Annotated in this window: 17 protein-coding genes; 12 read left to right on the top strand and 5 right to left on the bottom strand. The window is 69.3% G+C overall.

What is annotated here, in order from left to right; genetic code table 11:
- Positions 1-156: 156 nt before the first annotated feature.
- On the top strand, positions 157-783 hold the full coding sequence (gene purN, locus ACIQNU_RS37440; RefSeq protein ID WP_401375209.1) for a phosphoribosylglycinamide formyltransferase: 627 nt from the start codon (positions 157-159) through the stop codon (positions 781-783).
- Positions 784-788: 5 nt separating this feature from the next.
- Entirely contained in the window at positions 789-2,363 is a 1,575-nt protein-coding gene (gene purH / locus ACIQNU_RS37445; RefSeq protein WP_401375288.1) for a bifunctional phosphoribosylaminoimidazolecarboxamide formyltransferase/IMP cyclohydrolase, read from the top strand.
- 80 nt (positions 2,364-2,443) lie between these two features.
- On the opposite strand, the gene ACIQNU_RS37450 is transcribed toward purH, so the two are convergent.
- Complete coding sequence (locus tag ACIQNU_RS37450; RefSeq protein ID WP_401375211.1) at positions 2,444-3,127, bottom strand: RDD family protein; 684 nt, start codon at positions 3,125-3,127, stop codon at positions 2,444-2,446.
- A gap of 232 nt (positions 3,128-3,359) precedes the next feature.
- On the opposite strand from ACIQNU_RS37450, the gene ACIQNU_RS37455 reads away from it, so the two are divergent.
- The 4 genes from ACIQNU_RS37455 (at position 3,360) to ACIQNU_RS37470 (ending at position 7,503) form a co-directional block, all read left to right on the top strand.
- Positions 3,360-4,223 carry a bifunctional methylenetetrahydrofolate dehydrogenase/methenyltetrahydrofolate cyclohydrolase gene (locus ACIQNU_RS37455; protein WP_401375213.1) on the top strand — a complete coding sequence of 288 codons (864 nt, stop codon included), beginning with the start codon at positions 3,360-3,362 and terminating at the stop codon, positions 4,221-4,223.
- Positions 4,213-4,668 (top strand): DUF3017 domain-containing protein, encoded by a 456-nt coding sequence (locus ACIQNU_RS37460; protein ID WP_401375215.1) that lies wholly within the window; start codon positions 4,213-4,215, stop codon positions 4,666-4,668. Before ACIQNU_RS37455 ends, ACIQNU_RS37460 begins: the two co-directional genes overlap by 11 nt.
- Before the next feature lie 356 nt (positions 4,669-5,024).
- Positions 5,025-6,134, top strand: a complete 1,110-nt coding sequence (locus ACIQNU_RS37465) for an XRE family transcriptional regulator (protein WP_401375218.1) — start codon at positions 5,025-5,027, stop codon at positions 6,132-6,134.
- 379 nt (positions 6,135-6,513) lie between these two features.
- Positions 6,514-7,503 carry a malate dehydrogenase gene (locus tag ACIQNU_RS37470; protein WP_401375220.1) on the top strand — a complete coding sequence of 330 codons (990 nt, stop codon included), beginning with the start codon at positions 6,514-6,516 and terminating at the stop codon, positions 7,501-7,503.
- A gap of 265 nt (positions 7,504-7,768) precedes the next feature.
- Here ACIQNU_RS37470 and ACIQNU_RS37475 read toward each other — a convergent pair whose 3' ends face one another.
- Positions 7,769-8,416 carry a hypothetical protein gene (locus ACIQNU_RS37475; protein ID WP_401375221.1) on the bottom strand — a complete coding sequence of 216 codons (648 nt, stop codon included), beginning with the start codon at positions 8,414-8,416 and terminating at the stop codon, positions 7,769-7,771.
- 160 nt (positions 8,417-8,576) lie between these two features.
- Complete coding sequence (locus tag ACIQNU_RS37480; RefSeq protein WP_401375224.1) at positions 8,577-9,809, bottom strand: MFS transporter; 1,233 nt, start codon at positions 9,807-9,809, stop codon at positions 8,577-8,579.
- A gap of 270 nt (positions 9,810-10,079) precedes the next feature.
- On the opposite strand from ACIQNU_RS37480, the gene tgmA reads away from it, so the two are divergent.
- Genes tgmA through tgmC form a run of 3 tightly spaced genes read left to right on the top strand, consistent with a single transcriptional unit; the run spans position 10,080 to position 12,469 of the window.
- Positions 10,080-10,358, top strand: a complete 279-nt coding sequence (gene tgmA, locus ACIQNU_RS37485) for a putative ATP-grasp-modified RiPP (RefSeq protein WP_401375226.1) — start codon at positions 10,080-10,082, stop codon at positions 10,356-10,358.
- A 3-nt stretch (positions 10,359-10,361) separates the two neighbouring features.
- The gene (gene tgmB / locus ACIQNU_RS37490) at positions 10,362-11,327 is read left to right on the top strand and encodes an ATP-grasp ribosomal peptide maturase (protein WP_401375229.1); all 966 of its coding nucleotides are present in this window, start codon (positions 10,362-10,364) and stop codon (positions 11,325-11,327) included.
- The gene (tgmC, locus tag ACIQNU_RS37495) at positions 11,324-12,469 is read left to right on the top strand and encodes an ATP-grasp peptide maturase system methyltransferase (RefSeq protein WP_401375231.1); all 1,146 of its coding nucleotides are present in this window, start codon (positions 11,324-11,326) and stop codon (positions 12,467-12,469) included. Before tgmB ends, tgmC begins: the two co-directional genes overlap by 4 nt.
- A 195-nt stretch (positions 12,470-12,664) precedes the next feature.
- Here the strand turns inward: tgmC and ACIQNU_RS37500 are convergent, their stop codons facing one another.
- Positions 12,665-12,883, bottom strand: coding sequence for a DUF397 domain-containing protein (locus ACIQNU_RS37500; RefSeq protein WP_401375233.1), 219 nt, complete (start codon positions 12,881-12,883; stop codon positions 12,665-12,667).
- The gene (locus ACIQNU_RS37505) at positions 12,880-13,704 is read right to left on the bottom strand and encodes a helix-turn-helix transcriptional regulator (protein ID WP_401375235.1); all 825 of its coding nucleotides are present in this window, start codon (positions 13,702-13,704) and stop codon (positions 12,880-12,882) included. Before ACIQNU_RS37505 ends, ACIQNU_RS37500 begins: the two co-directional genes overlap by 4 nt.
- 272 nt (positions 13,705-13,976) lie before the next feature.
- Here ACIQNU_RS37505 and ACIQNU_RS37510 point away from each other — a divergent pair, with 272 nt between their 5' ends.
- The 3 genes from ACIQNU_RS37510 to ACIQNU_RS37520 all read left to right on the top strand — a co-directional run bounded on the left by ACIQNU_RS37510 (position 13,977) and on the right by ACIQNU_RS37520 (position 16,866).
- Positions 13,977-14,204 carry a hypothetical protein gene (locus ACIQNU_RS37510; protein WP_401375238.1) on the top strand — a complete coding sequence of 76 codons (228 nt, stop codon included), beginning with the start codon at positions 13,977-13,979 and terminating at the stop codon, positions 14,202-14,204.
- Between the two features lie 286 nt (positions 14,205-14,490).
- Positions 14,491-14,901, top strand: a complete 411-nt coding sequence (locus tag ACIQNU_RS37515) for a hypothetical protein (protein ID WP_401375241.1) — start codon at positions 14,491-14,493, stop codon at positions 14,899-14,901.
- A 423-nt stretch (positions 14,902-15,324) separates the two neighbouring features.
- The gene (locus tag ACIQNU_RS37520) at positions 15,325-16,866 is read left to right on the top strand and encodes an aldehyde dehydrogenase family protein (RefSeq protein WP_401375243.1); all 1,542 of its coding nucleotides are present in this window, start codon (positions 15,325-15,327) and stop codon (positions 16,864-16,866) included.
- Positions 16,867-16,927 lie beyond the last annotated feature (61 nt).

The following is a 16,927-nucleotide window of genomic DNA, read 5'->3' on the forward strand; positions in this document are numbered from 1 at the left end:
GTTCCCCGTGCCGGTATCGTTGCTGACGGTCGGCCGCTTCGTAGAGTTCCCCGTATCCAGGGACCCGAAGCCTTCGTATGAACGTACAGGCGAACGCAACGGGCGCGGCGGCCGTGCAGGAACGCAAGAACGCTCCCGTGAGAAAGGGCCTTCCCCGTGGCCGCGAAGCGCCTCGTCGTGCTGGTCTCCGGATCAGGTACGAATCTTCAGGCTCTGCTCGACGCCGTCGCGGCGTCCGGCGCCGAGGCGTACGGGGCCGAGATCGTCGCCGTCGGCGCCGACCGCTCCGGGATCGCCGGTCTGGAACGGGCCGAGCGCGCGGGCCTGCCGACCTTCGTGTGCCGGGTGAAGGACCACCCCACGCGCGAGGCGTGGGACCGGGCGCTGGCCGACGCGACCGCCGCGTACGAGCCGGACCTCGTCGTCTCGGCCGGGTTCATGAAGATCGTGGGGAAGGAATTCCTCGCCCGGTTCGGGGGGCGGTTCATCAATACGCACCCCGCGCTGCTGCCGAGTTTCCCCGGGGCCCACGGTGTGCGGGACGCGCTCGCGTACGGCGCCAAGGTCACCGGGTGCACCGTCCACTTCGTCGACGACGGCGTCGACACCGGCCCGATCATCGCCCAGGGCGTGGTCGAGGTCAGGGACGAGGACTACGCGGATGAGGGTGCCGCTCTGCACGAGCGCATCAAGGAAGTCGAGCGAACGCTGCTCGTCTATGTCGTGGGGCGTCTGGCCCGCGACGGCTTCTCGATCGAGGGACGAAAGGTAGTTATCCCGTGACCGCCGTGACCGCCGAAGGCACGAACGACCGTGCGCAGTTGCCCATCCGCCGGGCACTCGTCAGCGTCTACGACAAGACCGGTCTGGAAGATCTCGCGCGCGGGCTGCACGAGGCGGGCGTCGAGCTGGTGTCGACCGGTTCCACCGCCGCGAAGATCGCCGCGACCGGGGTGCCGGTCACCAAGGTCGAGGACGTCACCGGCTTCCCCGAGTGCCTGGACGGCCGGGTCAAGACGCTGCACCCGCGCGTGCACGCCGGGATCCTCGCCGACCTGCGCCTCGACAGCCACCGCGCACAGCTCGCCGAGCTGGGCGTCGAGCCGTTCCAACTGGTGATCGTCAACCTGTACCCGTTCAAGGAGACCGTCGCCTCGGGCGCGAGCCCCGACGAGTGCGTCGAGCAGATCGACATCGGCGGCCCCTCCATGGTCCGCGCCGCCGCCAAGAACCACCCGTCCGTGGCGGTCGTCACCAGCCCCGACCGGTACGCGGACGTGCTCGCCGCCGTCGCCTCCGGCGGCTTCGACCTCACCACCCGCAAGCGGCTCGCCGCCGAGGCGTTCCAGCACACCGCCGCGTACGACATCGCCGTCGCCTCCTGGTTCTCCGGCCTGTACGCGCCCGTCGACGCGTCGCCGTTCCCCGACTTCATCGGCTCCACCTTCGAGCGCCGCAACACGCTGCGGTACGGCGAGAACCCGCACCAGGGCGCCGCGCTGTACGTCGACGGCAGCGGGGGACTCGCCGACGCCGAGCAACTGCACGGCAAGGAGATGTCGTACAACAACTACACGGACACCGACGCCGCGCGCCGGGCCGCGTACGACCACGACGAGCCCTGTGTCGCGATCATCAAGCACGCCAACCCGTGCGGGATCGCGATCGGCGCGAACGTCGCCGAGGCGCACCGCAAGGCGCACGCCTGTGACCCGCTGTCCGCGTTCGGCGGGGTCATCGCCGTCAACCGGCCGGTGACGGAGGAGATGGCGAAGCAGGTCGCCGAGGTCTTCACCGAGGTCATCGTCGCGCCCGAGTACGAGGACGGCGCGCTGGACGTCCTCACGCGGAAGAAGAACATCCGCGTGCTGCGCGCGCACCGCGCCCCGGCCGGGGACGTCGAGGTCAAGCAGATCGACGGCGGCCGGCTGCTCCAGGTCACCGACCGGCTCCAGGCCGACGGCGACAACCCGGCGTCCTGGACGCTGGCCACCGGCGACGCGCTGTCGGCGGGCGAGCTGGCGGAGCTGGCGTTCGCGTGGCGCGCGTGCCGGGCCGTGAAGTCGAACGCGATCCTGCTCGCCAAGGAGGGCGCGTCGGTCGGCGTCGGCATGGGTCAGGTCAACCGCGTGGACTCGGCGAAGCTCGCCGTCGAGCGGGCGGGCGCGGAGCGGGCGCACGGCGCGTTCGCCGCGTCGGACGCGTTCTTCCCGTTCCCGGACGGCCTGGAGATCTTGACCGCCGCGGGCGTCAAGGCCGTGGTCCAGCCCGGCGGTTCGGTCCGCGACGAACTCGTGATCGAGGCGGCGAAGAAGGCGGGCGTCACGATGTACTTCACGGGGACGCGGCACTTCTTCCACTGATTCCCTTGACTCCCTTGAGCACGACGACGGGCCGCACACCTTCAGTGGTGTGCGGCCCGTCGCCCTGGTGAGGGCCTTGCTCACTGCGAGCGGACGACCACCGACGAGCAGACCTTGTCCGCGAACGTCTGCTTCTTGGCGTCCCACAGCGGCCACAGCCAGCCCAGGTAGCAGGCGATGCTGTCGAGGAAGTGGGCGATACGGCGGACGAACGCCATGCCGATGCCGAGCGGCTGGCCGTCGGACTCGCGGAGCAGGCGGATGTTCAGCGCCTTCTTGCCGACCGTCTGACCGGTCTTGCCCTCCTGTATGAGCTGCCAGATCGCGATGGCGAGCAGCGCGACGAAGCCGATCAGGGAGAGGAACGTGTTGTTGCGGCCGATGATGACGAGCAGGTACGGGACCGCGAAGATCAGACCGTCCACGAGCGTCGCGGCGAACCGCAGACCCCAGTGCGCGTAGGGCGGCTCGCCCCCGTAGCCGTAGCCGGGCTGCCCGGCCTGCTGCGGGTACGCACCGTACGGCTGGCCCGGCTGCTGGCCCTGCTGCGGATAGCCGTAACCCTGCTGCGGCGGGACACCCTGCGGGGCCTGCTGCGGGTAGCCGTAGCCCTGCTGGGGCGGCTGCGGCGGCTGGCCGTAGCCCGGCTGCTGCTGGCCGTAGCCGGGCTGCTGGCCGGGCTGTCCGGGCTGCTGGCCGGGCTGTCCGGGCTGCTGGCCGCCCGGGGGGTTGCCGTAGGGGTTGTTGGGGTCGCCGAAGCTCATGGCGGGTTTCCTCCGTTGACATTGCGGGGACGTCGCGGTCGCGCGGAGGCATTGGATTGTTTTGAGCGGTTCTGCCCCCCCAACACTGCCCGCGTACTGCGCCCATCATCGTTCTAAAGCATGGGCGTATTTGTCCAGCCGCAAAGACGGGCGTTGTGCAAGTGCAACCTGTGTGATCACGCCAACCATCCCGGATTGGAACCGCGCACCGGCCATCCGGGAAGATGGGGGCATGACCGCCCAGATTCTCGATGGCAAGGCCACCGCAGCAGCGATCAAGTCCGAACTGGCCGCCCGCGTGGCAGCCCTCAAGGAGAAGGGGGTGACCCCGGGGCTCGGCACGGTCCTCGTCGGCGACGACCCGGGCAGCCAGAAGTACGTCGCGGGCAAGCACCGCGACTGTGCCCAGGTGGGCATCGCCTCGATCCAGCGCGAACTGCCCGCGACGGCGACGCAGGAGGAGATCGAGGCGGTCGTACGCGAACTGAACGCCGACCCTGCCTGCACCGGTTACATCGTGCAACTCCCGCTCCCCAAGGGCATCGACGAGAACCGTGTCCTGGAGCTGATGGACCCGGCGAAGGACGCCGACGGACTCCACCCGACCAACCTGGGCCGTCTCGTCCTGAACGAGCCGGGACCCCTGCCCTGCACCCCGTACGGCATCATCCGGCTGCTGCGGCAGCACGGCGTGGAGATCAATGGCGCCGAGGTCGTCGTCGTCGGCCGTGGCGTCACCATCGGCCGCCCGATGCCGCTGCTCCTGACCCGCCGCTCCGAGAACGCGACCGTGACGCAGTGCCACACCGGTACGCGGGATCTGTCCGCGCATCTGCGGCGCGCGGACATCATCGTCGCGGCGGCGGGCGTCCCGCACCTGGTCAAGCCCGAGGACGTGAAGCAGGGCGCCGCCGTGCTCGACGTGGGCGTGTCCCGCGACGAGAAGGGGAAGATCGTCGGCGATGTCCACCCCGGAGTCGCCGAGATCGCCGCCTGGCTCTCGCCGAACCCGGGCGGCGTCGGCCCGATGACCCGCGCCCAGCTCCTCGCCAATGTCGTCGACGCGGCGGAACGGGACGCGCGTGATGGCGGCTGAGGCGGCGGTTCCGGGGGGCGCGGCGACCGCCGAAGGGGTCGCGGTGCGGTCCGGGAAGCGGAAGGGCCGGCGTTTCCCGTCGATCACGCGGGACACCGCCCGGCCCGAGGGCGGCGGACGCGCGGCACCCGGCGACGCCCCCGCGCCCGCCCGCCAGTGGCCGATGCTCGCTGTCCTGTCGACCACCGGGCTCGGCCTGCTGCTGACCGCGTTCGACGTCTTCCGGATCGGCATCATGCTGATCGGGGTCGCGCTGATCATGGCCGGGGTGATGCGGTGGGCGCTGCCGTCCGTCGGCATGCTCGCGGTGCGCTCCCGCTTCACGGACATGGTCACGTACGGGATTCTCGGCATCGCCATCGTGCTGCTCGCGCTGATGGCCCAGCCGGAACCCTGGCTGGTGATCCCGTTCCTGGACGACACCCTGCACTTCACGATCAAGTAGCCGGCCGCACGGCCCGGTTGCCGCGCGCGCACGACGGGCCCGCACTCCCCGGAGGAGTGCGGGCCCGCCGTCATGCCGTCTGCCGGACCCTTGAGCAGCGCCCGCCCGTGAAATGAACGTGAGGTTCCGTATCGCCGGGGCCCGGGGCGGTGGGAGACTGGGGCGCGCGGAGGGCGGTTCCAGGCGTGCGACGGGGCGCGTGGTTGGGCCGGGTGCGTCCGTGCGCCCCTTGGCGGGGAACTGACATCCTGGCCGGGGGCATCCCCATGGGTAGCGAGGTCGAGGGCTGCCGACGTGGGCTGCGCACGGGTGCGGGGAACAGGCACATTCGGGGGGATTGGGGAATAGGGGGGCACATGCCTCGTTGGAAGGCGTTGCCGGACGAGCTGGATCCGGAGATCAAGGAGTTCTGCGAAGCGCTGCGCAGGCTTGTCGATCGCGGTGGGCTCAGCATCGCGGCGGTGGCGGACCGCACCGGCTACAGCAAGACGTCGTGGGAGCGGTATCTGAACGGCCGGCTGCTCGCGCCCAAGGGCGCGATCGTGGCGCTGGCCGAGGTGACCGGTACCAATCCGCTGCATCTCACCACCATGTGGGAGCTGGCGGAGCGGTCGTGGAGCCGTTCCGAGATGCGGCACGACATGACGATGGAGGCCATCCGGATCTCACAGGCGCGGGCGGCGCTCGGGGAGTCGGGGGCGGGGGCGGCCGGTGGGGGTGCCCGTGCGGGTTCCGGTGCGGGCACGGGGTTCGGTACAGGGGCGGCTGCTCCGCAGGCACATCGGGGTCCGGGCGGCGATCCGCGGTCCGGAGGCGGTCCGGGTGAGGGCGTCACCTTCCAGAGCGTGCGGTACGGGGGCGGTCCCGGAGCCCCGTACGGCAACGGCTCCGTCGCCCCGCCGCGCCCGCCGGGACCCGCGGGACCCCAGGACGCGCGCCCCGGCACCGGCCCTTCGCCGGACCGGCAGCGCCAAAAGCGCCGTATCACCATGTTCCTGGCCGGTGCGGTCGGCGCCGCCGCCGTCATCGGCGCGGCCGTGTTCCTCACCGGTGGCGGCGAGGACGACAAGGCGGGCGCCGACCCCACGCCGTCCCCGACCCCGAAGCCCAGTAAGACGGCGCTGCCCGCCGGGGTCGAGTGCAGTGGCAAGGACTGCACCGGGCAGGACCCCGAAAGCATGGGCTGCGGCGGCGAGTTCGCGCAGACGGCCGGCAGCGTCCGGGTCGGTACCAGCCTGGTGGAGGTCCGCTACAGCAAGACGTGCGGCGCCGCGTGGGCGCGGATCACCCAGGCGGCGGCCGGCGACGCGATACGCATCACGGCGCCCGGCGGCGCCGCGCAGAGCAGCGCCGTGGGCGCCGCACCGGACACGGACGCCTACACGCCGATGGTGGCGGTGAAGACGGCGGCCGACGCGCAGGCGTGCGCCACGCTCCAGTCGGCGGAGGAGGGCTGCACGGAGTAGGGGGAGTGGGCGGTACGGATTCCGGCGGGCGGGCGGTACGGGTTCCCCCTGAGCGGGGCGGTACGGGTTCCCCCCGAGCGGCCGGTACGGATTTCTTCCGGTGGGGGTGGCATGCCCGGCGGGGTTCGGGGCACACGACCGTTACCCCCCACGGGAGTGGTCACCACCCCCACAGGCGGCCGTCCGGCATCTCCTCTCCCGGCCGGACGGCCGCCACCCGCGGAGGGTGACCCGAACGGATCGGTGGTTGTGGGGTGACCCACACGGATCCCCGCAGGGGTCCGCACGTCCGCCGGGGCGGGGCGCGATAGCCTGACCGACGGATCTCTCTTGATGCCAAGAGATCGATCGTCGAACCCGCTGTCCTACGGAGAACGCCATGACCCGCACTCCCGTGAACGTCACCGTCACCGGCGCGGCCGGCCAGATCGGTTACGCACTGCTCTTCCGCATCGCCTCCGGCCAGTTGCTCGGCGCGGACGTGCCGGTCAAGCTGCGCCTCCTGGAGATCACTCCGGCGCTCAAGGCCGCCGCGGGCACGGCGATGGAACTGGACGACTCCGCCTTCCCGCTGCTCCAGGGCATCGACATCACCGACGACCCGAACGTCGCGTTCGACGGTGCGAACGTCGCCCTCCTCGTCGGCGCCCGCCCCCGTACCAAGGGCATGGAGCGCGGTGACCTCCTGGAGGCCAACGGCGGCATCTTCAAGCCCCAGGGCAAGGCCATCAACGACCACGCGGCGGACGACATCAAGGTCCTCGTCGTCGGCAACCCGGCCAACACGAACGCGCTCATCGCGCAGGCCGCGGCGCCCGACGTACCGGCGGAGCGGTTCACGGCCATGACCCGCCTCGACCACAACCGGGCGCTGACGCAGCTCGCGAAGAAGACCGGCGTGCCGGTCTCCGAGATCAAGCGCCTGACGATCTGGGGCAACCACTCGGCGACCCAGTACCCCGACATCTTCCACGCGACCGTCGCCGGCAAGAACGCCGCCGAGGTCGTGAGCGACGAGAAGTGGCTGGCCGACGAGTTCATCCCGACCGTCGCCAAGCGCGGCGCCGCGATCATCGAGGCCCGGGGCGCGTCCTCGGCGGCCTCGGCGGCGAACGCGGCCATCGACCACGTCCACACCTGGGTCAACGGCACGGCCGACGGCGACTGGACGTCGATGGGTATCCCGTCGGACGGTTCGTACGGCGTGCCCGAGGGTCTGATCTCGTCCTTCCCGGTGACCACGGCGAACGGCACGTACTCGATCGTCCAGGGTCTGGACGTCAACGAGTTCTCGCGCGCGCGGATCGACGCGTCGGTGAAGGAACTGTCCGAGGAGCGCGAAGCGGTGCAGGGCCTGGGTCTGATCTGACCCGCTCACCTTTTTCCGTCATCGCCCCCGACCGGACCGCCGGCCGGGGGCGGTGTCATGCCGGGACGGCCGGCGGCCGGGTGGCGGAGTACGCGGAGTACGTGGAGTGGACGCATCGTCAAAGGACTGTGCACGCATTGCCAAAGACAGGTGCCGGGGTGGCAGGGGAGAGTGGTGGTGCCGGAGTGGCAGGAACATGCCTGGGTCCCGCCGTCCTCGGGGGGGTGGCGGGACCCGGTGTGATCCGGCGGGATCACGTGTGACGTTACCGGGTGCGCCTGTTGGACCGGCCTCCGGTATTCGCTCCACCGTGGCCGTTTCCGTGACCGTTTCCGTGGCCGCGGTGTTGGTTGGTGCCGTTGTCATTGCGGCGGTTGTCATTGCCGCGGTTGGCGGCGCCGGCGTTGCGGTTGGCGCCCTGTATCCACTGCTGAAACCCCTGTGGGTCATTGGAGTTCAGGTACGCCAGAGTGTATGCCACATCCACATTGTTCATCTGGGCCATGCCTATGGCGTCCTGGTTCCGGGAATCCATGGCAGTGCGCACTTGGTTGTGGAAGTCGGTCCCGTAGCTTATCCACTGCTCAGTAGCTGCGTCATGTGCCGCCGATGCGGCTGCGTATTCCTGATACCCGGGCACCGATTCCGGGTCGTCGGACTGTGACCTCCGGGACTCCTCGAAATATACGGCTCGGGCGTCCCTGAGCTGGACCCCGGTCTCTATGAAGTATTGCGCCGTGGACACCGCGTTCTGTAGCGATGCCTGCATTTGTTCTTCCATGGGGTTGTTGGAGAAGTACTGCCTCCAGCCGTCCTGTTCGTTCTGCCTGAAAAGCTGGTGGAGGTTGTTCAGGCCCGCTTGCTGTGCCGGGGTGTGATGGTCCTGCGCCCCGAGTGCGCTGGCGTCGCTCACATAGCTGATTTCGCTGGAAGCGCTGGAAGCCGGCTCTCCTTTTGTTGACACAGGTCTGTGAGGGACAACGTCCCGCCGGGGCGACCGGTTCAACTGGATTCACGGACGCGGGAATGGGAGTGAGTTACATGTCCACTTCAAATTGGCGCGGGGTGGCCGCCTATTGCGGTTTCGACGGGGAGCGCGAAGCCCCTATGAGCCAGGCCGTCACCCCGAACAGCGCCCCGCAGGCCGCCAGTGCGTACGGCAGGCCCGCCGCGCCCGCCACTCCCGCGAGCGCGGCCCCGCACAGGATCTCGCCCGCGTACTCGGCCTGCGCGAGGAAGGAGTGGACGGTCGCCCTGACATCGCCCGTCGTCCGCTGGTTGACCCAGATCATGCCGATCGTCCGCGTCAGCGGAAGCGCCGTGCCCGCGATCAGGAGGACCGCCGCCGCCGCGGTCACCCCGTCGGGCGCCACCGCCAGGACCACGAGCCCGAAAGCCCCCGCCGCGCACGCCCACACGTACCCCCGCCGGGCCGCCCCGGGCTCGTGCACCCGCGCCTCCACCACCCGCAGCGCCCCGGCCCCCACCACCAGGGTGACGACGCCCAGCGCCGTGAACCAGATCAGCGGTTCCGACGGGAACCCCGCCGCGAACAGCCGCTGCGGATAGAGGCGGGCGAAGGCGTCGGCCGCGCCGTTCACCAGGAAGGTCGCCGCGAACACCACCAGGATCGCCCGGCTGCCCCGCACGAGCGCCGATCCCCGCCGCACGATCGTCCAGGACGCCGACAGACGGCCGCCGCTGCGGGTCGGTGTGAAGCGCTTCTCGTGGAAGCGGTACGCCACGTACAGCCCGAGCAGCAGCATCGCCGTGCCCGCCGCCACCATGGCCGTACGCCGGTCCGTCACCGTCGCCAGAACGCCGATGACCGTCATTCCCGCCGCCGAGCCGGTGAGTTGGGCGCGGCCCGCCCTCACCAGGACGCCCGGCGTCCGCTCCGGATCGGCCAACTCGTCCGTCACCCATGCCACGTCGGACCCGCTGGCGAACGTCCAGGACAGGCCCCACAGCATCTGTGTCGCCGCCACCGCCCAGAAGTCGGTCACCAGAGCGGTGCCCACCATCGCGGTGCCCATCAGGACATGGGAGACCACGAGGGACCACTTCCGGCTGATCGTGTCCGCGACGACGCCGGCCGGCACTTCGCACAGCAGCCCCGTGACGGCCTGGAGCGCCCCGACCCACACCAGTTGCGCGGCGCTGAGCCGGGCGTCGACCACCAGATACACACTGGCGACCAGCCACCACCCGTTGTGCAACACGGCCCGCGACCAGGTCCACCGCACGAAGACGGCGACGATGTCCGGACCACCGCTCAGCAGATCCCGTCCGCCCTCACGATTCACCGCGAGATCATCACCTGCAACGCGTCCCCACCTCAACGCATTTACGCGGCGCCCGGCGAGCGACGGGGGAGGGAGAAGCGCGGCGGCCCGCGCCGTGGAGCCTCCCCGTGCACCCCGCACAACCTCTCATCGAGCGTCATGCGACGCAGTGGGGGGAACCATGACATTGCGGCGCGTCCGGGTGGCGCCCCGGAGACTGAAGTACTGGCCACCCGACACCACGCATCCGGAACGGTCGAACGTGACGCAGGAAGCGGAGGCTCAGCTCAGATGACGCAGACCCACACACCTTGGGGCACAGGTCGGATGGAGCCCTACGCGGCCACTGCCACCGTCCCGCAGGTCACCCCTGTGATCGACCCCGAGACTCAGATCGCTGTGATCCTGGACGAGCACGGGCGCAGGGTCGATTTGGGCGGCCACGGCACCAGCACCAGCGGGGTCACGCCGACGGCGACCAATCCGGGCGACGGCTCCGGGCCGGGTGGAGCGACCGACGCCGACAGTACCGAGTCCTATGACCAGGACGAGTCCGGTGACGAGTGCTGACTGATGGGTGGCCGAGGCCGTTCGGTGCTGGTGTTGACCAACAGCTATGACGTGACCTCGGACGTGGTGCTGCGGATACTCGCCGAGAGGTGCGTTCCCGTGGTCCGTCTCGACCCCGGCGCCGACCCGCACTCGGGTGCCTCGCTGTCCGCGATGTACGGCACCGGCGGACAGCGAGGCACCCTGACTACCCCGAGCCGGGCACTCGATCTGATGCGGGTGCGGTCGGTCTGGGTCCGCAGACCCTCGCCCTACGCAGGTCCTCCCGGGCTGGCAGGGCAGGACCGCAGATTCGCCGCAGAGCAGTCGTTCTGGGGCACAGGAGGCATCCTCGCGTCCCTCCCGGGAGCGCACTACGTCAACCATCCATGGAACAACCGCGCGGCGGAGCACAAGCCCGCTCAGCTCGCGACCGCGGGACGGAGCGGGTTCCAGGTGCCTGCCACATTGATCACGAGTGACGAGCGCGAGGCCCGGGATTTCGTGGCGCGTGAGCCTGGTGGAGTGGTCTACAAGCCCATCTGGAACACGCCCTACCGTGTGGACGGCCGACCGCACAGCGTGTGGGTGCGCGAGGTACGCGCGCAGGAGATCACGGGCGCCGTGGCCGTGTGCCCGCACATGTTCCAAGCCAAGGTGGACAAGGCGTTCGACGTGCGGGTGACAGCCGTCGGCGACCGCCTGTTCGGGGCCCGGATCGACAGCCCCGATCTCGACTGGCGCCGTCGGCAGGACCTCATGCGGTGCACACCGATCGCTGTCCCCGAGACGGTCGCGCTCTCCGTAGCCGCCTATCGCGCCGGCTTCCGGCTGGAGTACGGCGCGTTCGACTTCGCCGTGACGACCGACGGTGTCTGGTATTTCCTGGAGTGCAACCCCAGCGGGCAGTGGGCATGGCAGCCGGACGGGATCGCTGACGCCATTGCCCAGGCCCCCGCCGACCGGTTGGAGAAAGGGTCTGACGCGTGAGCGCATCTGCTTCGCTGCGTGCCGTTCTGGTGGATGCGCTTGCCGGGGAGGGTGTCCTTGCCGACCCCGCCTGGCGGCGCGCTGTCGAGGCGGTGCCTCGGGAACTGTTCGCCGGGGCCTACTTCGACCCGGTCCCGGGCAGTGTTCCGACCCGGTACCGGGCCGTGCGGCAGGGGGACGACGGATGGCTTTCCGGTGTCTACGCCGATCAGACGCTCATCACCCAGCTCGACGGCCGCACTCGGCCCGGTGATGTCGCGAGCGGCACCGTGACCGGCTCGCCGACCTCCTCGTCCACCCTGCCGTCCCTCGTGCTCCGCATGTGGCAGCAGCTTGAAGTCGAGCCAGGGCACAAGGTGTTGGAGATCGGGACCGGGACCGGATACTCGGCCGCTCTGGGCTCGCAGCGGCTCGGAGACGGCCACCTCAGCAGCGTCGAGTACGACCCCGTGGTCGGGGAGGCGGCGGCCTCGGCGCTCACAGCCGCCGGGTACCATCCCCGGCTCATCATCGGTGACGGTCTTCGCGGAGATCCGGAGGGCGGCGCACCGTACGACCGGCTCATCGCCACCTGTTCCGTCCGATATCTTCCGCTGCCCTGGCTGTATCAGGTGCGGCCGGGCGGGAAGATTCTCGTCACCCTCTCCGGGTGGAGCTACGCGTCCGGCCTCGCGCTGCTCACCGTCGAGCGGCCCGGCGTTGCCGGCGGGCGGTTTCTACCTGGTTTCACCAGCTTCATGCCGGCCCGGCCCCATGACCGTCCGCCTCGGCCCGCACTGGCCCTTCTGCCCGGCGAGGAGCGCCCCAGCCTGATCGACCCCGCCATCATCGCTACCTGGACGGGGAGTTGGGTCGCCCAACTCGCGGCGCCCTCCGCCGAGCGTCTCGGCGATGGCGCCGAACAGATCCTTTGGGACGTGTCCACCGGTTCGCAGGCGCGGACCTCACCCGGGCCCGATGGCGGTTGGACCGTCGTACAGCGTGGGCCCGTGCGGCTGTGGGATCGGGTTGAGCACGCCGTTCTCGTGTGGCAGAGCGCCGGTGCGCCTCATCAGGACGGCTTCGGTATCACTGTCTCGGCCGCCGGTCAGCGCGTATGGATCGGCACCGAGGACGGTCCCGGCTGGGATCTGCCGATCTGAGGTCCAGGTCCGTCCGCCGCGGAGTCAGGGTTTCGTCCGCCGGAAGGGCCCAGCCGCCCAGGCGTTCGGGGCTCCCCGAAGTAGCACCTGCTCGCTACCCAACAGGGCGGCGGGGGCGGGGGCTTTCTGCATCTGCCGACGGGACATGAGAGTCCCGTCCGGTCGGTCCAGACGGGGCTCTCCGGCAGGTGAACCTCAGCTCACATCTGTGTTGCGCGCGAGCGTCACCAGTCCGGCGAACGCATGGGCGGAGACCATCAGAACGGAACCGTCCGTGCACTTACTGTCCCGGACCGGGACGATGCCGGTAGCTGACGCGCGCTCGGGCGCCCACTCGACGCATTCACCGCCGTTCGGGGCGCTGTAGCTGGACTTCACCCAATCCATGTCGCGAAGGGCGGGAAGGCTGGTCATTGCGAGTATTCCTCCAAAATCTTGCGAATACGGATCAGGGATTCGCTGTGGCCAAGAGCTTCTGCTCGCAAGCGATCGTAGGTTTCAACCGCCGACGCAGTGACTGAGGGTGCCTCCTGTGGACGCCCCCCTTGCGGACCATCCGCATGAAGCACCGTAGGCGCACCACCGAGAGCCAGCAACGTAAATGGGGCGTCGGCAGCAGGCACGACGCCGAAGGGCAGGAGTTGAACGCTCACATTCGGCCGCTCGGCATCCTGCAGAAGGCGCTGAATCTGCCGCGCCATGAGCCCGGGTCCGCCGACCACGACCCGTAGGCAGGCTTCATGAAGGACGACCCACAGCACAGGTGGCGGCGGATCCACCCGATCAAGGATGTCGCGTCGCGCTCCTCGCTCGGACACCTTGGCCTCAATCTCAGACGCCGAGAAACGGGCCGCTCCCATCTGGTAGAGCGCGCGTGCATACTCCGGCGTCTGAAGCATCCCCATCACGTAGAGCGTCGAGTAGTTGAGAATCCTCGTCGCTTTGCGCTCACGCTGAAGGTAGGGCATGAACCACGACGGGTGATCGCCTTCAACGGCCGCTTGACGCTGCCGCGCCATCATCGTGCCGGTCCCAAAAGCCCGGTCGCATCCTTCCGCGAACTTGGCGCTCGGAACCACCTTCGCGTTCTCCACCTTGGACACGTAGGCACCTGAGTAGCCCGTCGCCTTGCCCAGCCCCCGAACACCTATCTTGCGCGCCACGCGCATCTCCCGTACGTCAACACCAAAGGTTTCAACGGGATTCAACGCGACTCCGGAGACTTCAGCCTCCATCGATTTGACCTCCTGGTCTCGTTCTGGAGCTGAACCGAACGACGATTCGAACCGTTAACTCTCATCGCTCAACAGTCATCACCGCAACGGTAGTTGTGCTCATCTGGTCTCGCACCGAAACCCCCAGGCGAGCGAGCGAGTGAGGCAGCCGAATGACCAACAGCGCACAGCCTGACGACGCGGAGCGCCGCGCCCTACCCCAGGGTGGAGCGGGTCCCCCTCGCTCGTTCCTGCACGAGGCTCGCCGACTGCCCCGCTCGAATGGGGGCGACATGAGCAGCGAACTCTCCGTGGGTGCCATCGCCTACGACGCCCGCGCCAAGCGCGTTGGGGTGGTCATGGATGACTACGGCACCCACTACGTGCTCCGTCCGCCCCGGGGCGGCATCGAGTGGGACGCGTCGCGTGCGGATGTGCGGCCGGCCACGGCGGCGGACCGACTCCGGCCCGCTCTCACCGAAGTGAACGAGCGCAGCAGCGGGGGCTCTCCATGGGGATGACTCGGTCGTTCCGTCACCTCTTATGGACGCTGATGTATGTGGAGTTCGAGGGCGTCCGCGCATCTATCGCGTGCGTATCCGGTTCTCCGCCTTGTGGGGCGGAACCGCCCGATGCCGCCAAAGGGCTCACCCCGGTCGGAGTTGAGGAGTGGGCCGAATTCCACTTCCGCCGCACCGGTCACCGCCGCTACGAACGGACCGTCCGCGACACCGTCCAGTGGGACCCGCCCGCAGATGTGGACCCGCGCACCATCGAGCGGGTGACCACATGACCGAAGGACCAGCCATGCGTCAATGCGAAGCCACGGCCGAAGTGCCGCGCGCCGCCCTCCTCTATGCCATCTTCGCCGGACAAGGGCGGATCTATGGCGACGATCTGAGCTACACGCCCCGGTGGGCTCGCTGCGAATTGGGGCTCTGGCACGAGGGTGAGCACGCCGACCACGTGTGGGACTGGCCCGACGGCATGGCCCCACCGCTCTGGGCCCGCTGGCACACCGGCGAAACCTTGCGGTTCGAGTGCCTGCCCTGGTGCGAGACGCAGGGCGGCAAGGACGGCGACGCCTGCACGCTGTACCGGGACCACGCCCGCGAGCACGCGTGGAACGTGCACGACCCCGAAACCGAATCACTCCGCCGCCGGGTCCTCGCGGAAGGCGCACAACTGATCCGGCGAATCCGCAGGAAGCGCCGCTGAGCGCTCCGCTGGAACTCCGGTGCACTACCTACCTGCGGGTCCGTTGTGGCTGGTCGCGCAGTTCCCCGCGCCCCTTCAGGGCGTTGCCGAACTGCAGCGGACTTCACCGGACCCGCTTTGCCGCCCCTTCCGGGACAAGGCGAATCTGAACTTTGGCGCTTTCGACCATAACCACAAGCATCTGGCCACTTCCCAAAGTTGGGTCCCCCGCGCGTGGGCCGAAGTTTTCGGCCGGTGGTCAACACATATGGATGTGTACGGAGGATGGGCCCGGGTGGGATGTGGCGATCTGAAGCGGTTTCCTGCCGGTGTTCGCAGTTTCGGTACAGGGTCCGATGGGCTGTGGTGACTCCGCTCACGTTCCCGGTCGGGGCTTGCATGCTTTTTGTTTCTCAGGGCAGGTGCTCACCCCCGTCGGGTGGGATGCGGCGGTCGCGCTACGGAACGGAAGGCATACACGACGTGTCGGTACAGCACAGTATTCACGTGGGCGGGGAGTGGCGGCATGCTCTTTCGGGCGCCACGCGCGACATCATCGACCCCTCGGATGCCAAGCCGTTCGCACAGGTCGCCGAGGGCGGTGCCGAGGATGTCGATGAGGCCGTTGCTGCGGCGCGCGCGGCGTTCGAGGACGGGCCCTGGCGCCGTACGTCCGTCGCCGAACGGGCCGCCCTGTTGCGGCGTACGGCCGATCTGCTCGTATGCGACCGGGAATCCCTCGGGCTGCTTGAAAGCCGCGACGCGGGCAAGACCGTCGAGGAGGGGCGCGTCGACGTCGACTGTGTCGCCGACGCGTTCCGCTACTTCGCCGATCTTGTCCGGGGGGAAGCGGCGGGACGGGTTGTCGATGCCGGGTCCGACACCGTCCACAGCGTCGTCGTGTACGAGCCCGTCGGGGTCTGTTCCCTCATTACGCCCTGGAACTATCCGCTGTTGCAGGCCAGTTGGAAGATCGCGCCCGCGCTCGCCGCCGGGAACACCTTTGTGATCAAGCCGAGTGAGATCACCCCGCTCACCACGGTCGCGCTGATCCGGCTGCTCGGTGAGGCCGGGTTGCCGGCCGGGGTCGCCAATGTCGTCACGGGGCCGGGCGAGACGGTCGGTGCGCGGCTCGCCGAGCATCCCGACGTGGACCTCGTGTCGTTCACCGGCGGGCTGGTCAGCGGTACGAAGGTCGCTCGGGCCGCCGCCGCGGGCGTGAAGAAGGTCGCCCTGGAGTTGGGCGGCAAGAATCCGAATGTTGTCTTCGCCGATGCCTGTGCTACGAGTGAGGGTTTCGACACCGCCGTTGATCAGGCGTTGAACGCCGCCTTCATCCACAGCGGGCAGGTCTGTTCCGCCGGGTCGCGGCTCATCATCGAGGAGTCCGTACGGGAACGGTTCGTCGCCGAACTCGCCCGGCGGGCCGGAAAGATCCGGCTCGGGCGCGGTACCGAGAGCGGCGTCGAATGCGGGCCCCTCGTATCTGAGCAGCAGCGGGCACGGACCGAGGAGTACGTCGCTTCCGCGATCGGCGAGGGTGCCGTGGTGCGCTGCGGGGGTAAGCGGCCGGAGCCTTCCGATGTGCGGCCCGCCACCGGGTACTTCTACGAGCCGACCGTTCTTGATCAGTGTCATCGCGGAATGCGGGTGGTGAGGGAGGAGGTCTTCGGGCCTGTTCTCACCGTGGAGACCTTTCTTACCGAGGAGGAAGCCGTCGCCCTCGGAAACGACACCGAATATGGGCTTGCGGGAGCTGTGTGGACCAGTGATTCCGGGCGGGCGCGGCGCGTCGCCGGGCGACTTCGCCACGGGACCGTCTGGATCAACGATTTCCATCCCTACCTTCCCCAGGCCGAGTGGGGTGGGTTCGGGAAAAGCGGGGTCGGGCGGGAACTGGGGCCTTCCGGCTTGGCGGAGTACCGGGAGCCGAAGCATGTGTACGAGAACCTTTCCGCCGCACCGGTTCGGTGGTTCCGGGGGTAGGTACACGGCACTTGGGCGCACCCGGCACTTTTCCCACCGGTGATTCCCACCCACCCACCCA

The organism is Streptomyces sp. NPDC091292 (assembly GCF_044757265.1).
Lineage (GTDB): Bacteria > Actinomycetota > Actinomycetes > Streptomycetales > Streptomycetaceae > Streptomyces.

Excerpts from the sequence above, each read along its gene's own strand:
- ACIQNU_RS37520 (WP_401375243.1), top strand. The coding sequence starts at position 15,325 with ATGCGGCGGTCGCGCTACGGAACGGAAGGCATACACGACGTGTCGGTA.
- ACIQNU_RS37450 (WP_401375211.1), bottom strand. The coding sequence starts at position 3,127 with ATGAGCTTCGGCGACCCCAACAACCCCTACGGCAACCCCCCGGGCGGC.
- ACIQNU_RS37460 (WP_401375215.1), top strand. The coding sequence starts at position 4,213 with ATGGCGGCTGAGGCGGCGGTTCCGGGGGGCGCGGCGACCGCCGAAGGG.
- tgmB (WP_401375229.1), top strand. The coding sequence starts at position 10,362 with ATGGGTGGCCGAGGCCGTTCGGTGCTGGTGTTGACCAACAGCTATGAC.
- ACIQNU_RS37505 (WP_401375235.1), bottom strand. The coding sequence starts at position 13,704 with ATGGAGGCTGAAGTCTCCGGAGTCGCGTTGAATCCCGTTGAAACCTTT.
- ACIQNU_RS37500 (WP_401375233.1), bottom strand. The coding sequence starts at position 12,883 with ATGACCAGCCTTCCCGCCCTTCGCGACATGGATTGGGTGAAGTCCAGC.
- ACIQNU_RS37510 (WP_401375238.1), top strand. The coding sequence starts at position 13,977 with ATGAGCAGCGAACTCTCCGTGGGTGCCATCGCCTACGACGCCCGCGCC.
- ACIQNU_RS37465 (WP_401375218.1), top strand. The coding sequence starts at position 5,025 with ATGCCTCGTTGGAAGGCGTTGCCGGACGAGCTGGATCCGGAGATCAAG.
- ACIQNU_RS37515 (WP_401375241.1), top strand. The coding sequence starts at position 14,491 with ATGCGTCAATGCGAAGCCACGGCCGAAGTGCCGCGCGCCGCCCTCCTC.
- ACIQNU_RS37470 (WP_401375220.1), top strand. The coding sequence starts at position 6,514 with ATGACCCGCACTCCCGTGAACGTCACCGTCACCGGCGCGGCCGGCCAG.
- tgmA (WP_401375226.1), top strand. The coding sequence starts at position 10,080 with ATGACGCAGACCCACACACCTTGGGGCACAGGTCGGATGGAGCCCTAC.
- ACIQNU_RS37455 (WP_401375213.1), top strand. The coding sequence starts at position 3,360 with ATGACCGCCCAGATTCTCGATGGCAAGGCCACCGCAGCAGCGATCAAG.